This window comes from Actinomycetota bacterium, from assembly GCA_036280995.1.
GTDB lineage: Bacteria > Actinomycetota > CALGFH01 > CALGFH01 > CALGFH01 > CALGFH01.
The window spans coordinates 1-4,199 of record DASUPQ010000289.1 but is presented as its reverse complement, the minus strand read 5'-3'; the positions used below and the strand labels follow the sequence as shown (position 1 = coordinate 4,199).

Below are 4,199 nucleotides of genomic sequence, written 5' to 3'. Positions count from 1 at the left end.
GGACCTTGGGCGGGGCACCCTCGAACCGCGTTCGGTACAGCTCATGCAGCGAGGGGTCGGTCCCGAGGGTGACGTTGGCCGCCCGGACCAGCCGCAGCCGCCAGCTCCTGGCCGAGCCCAGCGGAGCTCCCGGCGGAGCGGCAGACAGGTCACCAGCCACGCTACCCTCCTTCCCGCTCAGGGCTGCTTGCGTCGGGCCCGGTCGGTGCGCCAGCGGACGAACCGGCCGCCCAGCTCGACCATGGGGCCGCTGGTCGACAGTGGTCGCACCCGGGTGTTGTGGAACGCGGTGACCTGCCAGCGCCCGTCACGCCGCACCACCACCATGGTCTGCCGCGACAGCCGACGCCGGCGCATCCGCTGGCGCCAACCCTCCACGACCGAGCCGGTCAGATGCACCACCGCCACGTCGGGGGTGACGAAGCGGATCGACTCGACCGCACCGGTCAGCCGGCTGCCGTACAGCACCGTGCGGAACAGGTTCTCGTGCGACCTAATGCTGTCGGCCTTGCCGCGCCGAGAGCCGTCGAAGGCCACGTAGTCGGCGTCGTCGGTGAGGTCGGCATGGTAGGCGACGGCGTCACCGCGACCCCAGCTGTCGAACATGCGGTCCACGATCGCCCGGATCTCCCCCTCGTCCTGCGTCCGGGCATCGGCGTCGGTCGGGCCACTCACGGGGGACCTCCTTCCTCGGCTATTCCTCGATGGTCGAACCGGGCCTGTCGAGGAAGACCAGACGGCTAACGACTTGAGTGGGGCTCACCATTGGGCCTGATTCGTCGTCGGCGAACAGCGGCGCGCTGCTGACTCGCTCCCAGGTTGACCGCCGAGCGCGCAGCAGCTGTGCCAATGCAGCGGCGGCGACCACCCCGCCCGCCACCCAGTGCTCCTCCGCATCAAGTACACCATGGTGTTGGACACCGGCTCCTCCTTAAGCTGGCTGGAGCCATCGGCACGACCTGACACGAGGAGCCGACGCGCCTCGGCAGGAGCTGCTAGGCGGTGGTCGAGCTGGTCGGCGTGGTCCAGTCGATGTGGTACCGGTATTGCTGGTTGACCTGCTTGCTGTTGGTGGTCAGCCGCAAGATGACCGGGAGGATCGCGTCCCGGACCACCCGGGTAAGGGGTCTGGCGGTCTTGTTGCTGTTGATCCGGGCGGCCACCTTGATGATGCGCTCCACCCGGGGGCGACGCAGGGCCTCGAAGCGGGCGAACGCCTGCTGGGGGTCGGGCAGGTCACGCAAGCACTTGGCCAGCACGACGGCGTCCTCGACGGCCAGCGAGGCCCCCTGCCCGGAGGTCGGGGTGGGAGCGTGGGCGGCGTCCCCGATGACAACCATGCGGCCGCGGTGCCAGCGCGGCAGGTGCGGGATGGAGTGGATGGAGCTGGCCTTGCTGGCGATCTCGCTGGCCTGGACGAGCCGGACCGCGGGCCCGACATCCTCGGCATACAGCTCAGCCAGCCGGCGTTGCCATGCCTGGGCGGTGATCGCTTCGACCTCCCCGCGGGCGGGTTCGTTGCCGCGGGGCACATTGGCGAACCACCACACCTCACCGTCTGGTGCCAGGAGATAGCCGAAGAACGCTCGTTTGCCGAAGATCAGGGTGTAGCTGCCCGGCTCGGCCTCCACGTGCACCCCCCTGGCGTACCCGCCCAGGTTGATCAGGCCGACATAGGTGGGGGCGGGCGCGTCCGGGTCGATCAGCCGGCGGACCGCCGAGTGGACACCGTCGGCGCCGATCAACACCTCCCCGGTGGCATCCGAGCCGTCCTCGAACACCGCCCGCACCCCATCGCCGGCCGGTTCGGCATCGATCAGGCGCTTGCCATGCTCGACCGGGATGCCGCGGGCGGTGGCCTCGTCGCAGATCGCCTGGTAGAGGTCGGCCCGCTTCATCGTGTGGCTGATGGTGCCGTCCGGGAGCGACAGACCGGTGCGGGCCGTGCCCAGGTGCTTGCCGGTGGTGCTGCGCAGCACGATCCCCGGGGTCGGAAACCCGGCCGCCACCGCGCGCTTGTCCGCGTCGATCGTCCGCAGCGCGTCGATCCCGTTGGAGGCCAGGGTAAGGAAGATCCCGATGCCTTCGGCGCCGCGGGGGTAGGCCTCGTACACGGTGGCCTGGATGCCGGCGCGTTGCAGGGCCATCGCGGCCACGGGACCGGCGATGCCGCCGCCGATGACCAGGGCGGTGCCTGGCTGGGTCATGCCTGCTGCCTTTCGTCGCTGGTGGCGGGCCGGCTGTGGAACTGTCCAAGGTCAGCCCAGCCGGTCTCGGTTCGCGATGTGTTGCGTGGGCTGCTCGACGAAGATGGGCTCGCCGTCCAGCAGCACGAGCTGGTGGTCCTTCTCTACATACAGCGGTTGAGCGGCCGCGCCTGGGCCTAATCCATCTCGCTTCCTCAGATCCGGGTCAAGGGTTCATCTTGGGCGAGCTCGCCGACCACCGCCAAGGCATGCCGGCGCTGAGAGTCAACGGGGTCGGTAGCCGCGAGTCGTTCCTATCCCCGTTCAGGATTCGTGGAACCCTCCGACATGCCTCCGTGGGGATGTCATAGGCATGTCACTCCCAAGGCGGATGTTGGTGCCGGCGCAGGTGCGGGTCGGTGATCCCGCCAGGGCAGGCGAGCCGGCCCATGTCCCAGCCGGCCTGTCGGGCCCCGGCCTGGTAGGCGCTCTCGTAGAAGTCCAGCACGGTGGTGCGGGGGTCGCTGGTGGCGCGGGCGTCGTCGTAGCGCAGGACGGCCAGGTGGCTGCCGTCGCGCGGGTCCCACCAGGCGGCCGCCGGCTGCAGCGGTTGGTCGGCCAGGCCGGCTGGCTCCGGGGCGGTGTAGGCGTAGAACGCCGGTTCGGCGAAGCGGTCGTCGCCGAACCAGAAGCCGAAGCTGATCACCTCCCGCGCATACGCCTCCCGGGTCACGGCATCGGCCGTCGGCGGCTGGTCGACGTGGCGGTCGGAGAAGCGGGTGTGGGCGATGTCGAAGGTGTGCCAGAAGTGGTGGACCGGGCTGACCTTGCCCGAGAACCGTGCCGCGAACTCCTCCAAGAGGAGATTCACCTGGCTGAGGACCTGCCAGTAGCGGCTGGCCCAGGCCGGGTCGTAGCTGGCGTGCTCGGTGTCGTCGGCGAAGCGGCGGTCGGCATCGGGCAGGTCGAACGGCCTCGGGTTGGCGATCCTCACCTTGATCCCGAACGTGGCCAACGCCTCGAACACCGCGCGATGAAACGACGCCACCGACTGGCCATGGAGTGGGATCGACACTGCGGTGCCGTCCATGGCTTGGACATACAGCTGGTGGTCGACGAAGTCGAAGTCGATGGTGAAGATCGGGTTGCCGTCGATCTGGCCCATGGGTCGGGTGGTGATGCCTCGGCCGGTGAGGTGGAAGGGCACGTTCCACCAGTGGTTGCGGCGGACGCTGGTGGCCAGGCGGATCTTGCCGACGACCTGGCAGAACCGATGCAGCGTCTCTTTGGTGTCGCGCCATTCGGCCAGCGGGATTGGCGGAAATTGTTCCATATCTCGGACCGCTCAGGTCTCCTCCGGTACGGGCAGTTGCAGATACGCTAGGCCGCGCAGGTCCAGCCAGGCACGGTCGGGGCCACGGACCAGCCGCACCAGGACCTGGTCACAGGTCGGGCAGCGGGCGATCACGCCGGGGGCGTGGTCGAACACCCGCACCTCGGCCATCAGCCCTTCACGCCCACAGTTCGTGCAGCGCCCGATGGCGGTGGTGAGATCGACGCGGAAGACGTCATGGAGGGGGCCGGCGAGGGCGTTGCCGTCGCTCCACACGTTTGAGCTGGTCATCGCTGCCTCCGTTAGTTCCTGCCCGGTCCCGACCGTACGCCAGGCCAGGGTTCAGTCGCCCCAGAACCGTTGCTCCTGCCAGGGGTCGCCGTAGTTGTGGTAGCCGAGACTCTCCCAGAAGCCCGGCTCGTCGGTGTCCAGCAGCTGAATCCCCCGGACCCACTTGGCGCTCTTCCACAGATACAGATGCGGCACCAGCAGCCGGGCCGGGCCGCCATGCTCGGGCTCCAACACCTGGCCGTCGTAGCGGAACGCGATCCAGGCCTTGTGGTCGGTCAGGTCCGCCAGGGGCAGGTTGGTGGTGTAGCCGCCATAGGAAGAGACCAGGGCGAAGCTGGCGCTGGTGTCCAGGCCCTCGAGCAGGGTGTCCAGCGACACGCCCTCCCAGG

General features: G+C 69.1%; 6 protein-coding genes. All 6 read right to left on the bottom strand.

Annotation, left to right across the window (positions count from 1 at the left end; genetic code table 11):
* Positions 1-177 precede the first annotated feature (177 nt).
* On the bottom strand, positions 178-675 hold the full coding sequence (locus tag VF468_09760; GenBank protein HEX5878594.1) for an SgcJ/EcaC family oxidoreductase: 498 nt from the start codon (positions 673-675) through the stop codon (positions 178-180).
* Between the two features lie 19 nt (positions 676-694).
* A complete protein-coding gene (locus tag VF468_09755) occupies positions 695-880 on the bottom strand; it encodes a hypothetical protein (protein HEX5878593.1) in 186 nt (61 codons plus the stop codon).
* 115 nt (positions 881-995) lie between these two features.
* Positions 996-2,207 carry an FAD-dependent monooxygenase gene (locus VF468_09750; GenBank protein HEX5878592.1) on the bottom strand — a complete coding sequence of 404 codons (1,212 nt, stop codon included), beginning with the start codon at positions 2,205-2,207 and terminating at the stop codon, positions 996-998.
* A gap of 355 nt (positions 2,208-2,562) precedes the next feature.
* On the bottom strand, positions 2,563-3,519 hold the full coding sequence (locus tag VF468_09745; protein HEX5878591.1) for a DUF5996 family protein: 957 nt from the start codon (positions 3,517-3,519) through the stop codon (positions 2,563-2,565).
* Positions 3,520-3,531: 12 nt separating this feature from the next.
* On the bottom strand, positions 3,532-3,810 hold the full coding sequence (locus VF468_09740) for a DUF6510 family protein (protein HEX5878590.1): 279 nt from the start codon (positions 3,808-3,810) through the stop codon (positions 3,532-3,534).
* Between the two features lie 51 nt (positions 3,811-3,861).
* The coding region (locus VF468_09735) for a molybdopterin-dependent oxidoreductase (GenBank protein HEX5878589.1) at positions 3,862-4,199 on the bottom strand (338 nt) is incomplete at its 5' end.

What these genes read in the sequence shown, in the direction of transcription:
- VF468_09745 (HEX5878591.1), bottom strand. Translation starts at nt 3,519, where the DNA reads ATGGAACAATTTCCGCCAATCCCGCTGGCCGAATGGCGCGACACCAAA.
- VF468_09740 (HEX5878590.1), bottom strand. Translation starts at nt 3,810, where the DNA reads ATGACCAGCTCAAACGTGTGGAGCGACGGCAACGCCCTCGCCGGCCCC.
- VF468_09750 (HEX5878592.1), bottom strand. Translation starts at nt 2,207, where the DNA reads ATGACCCAGCCAGGCACCGCCCTGGTCATCGGCGGCGGCATCGCCGGT.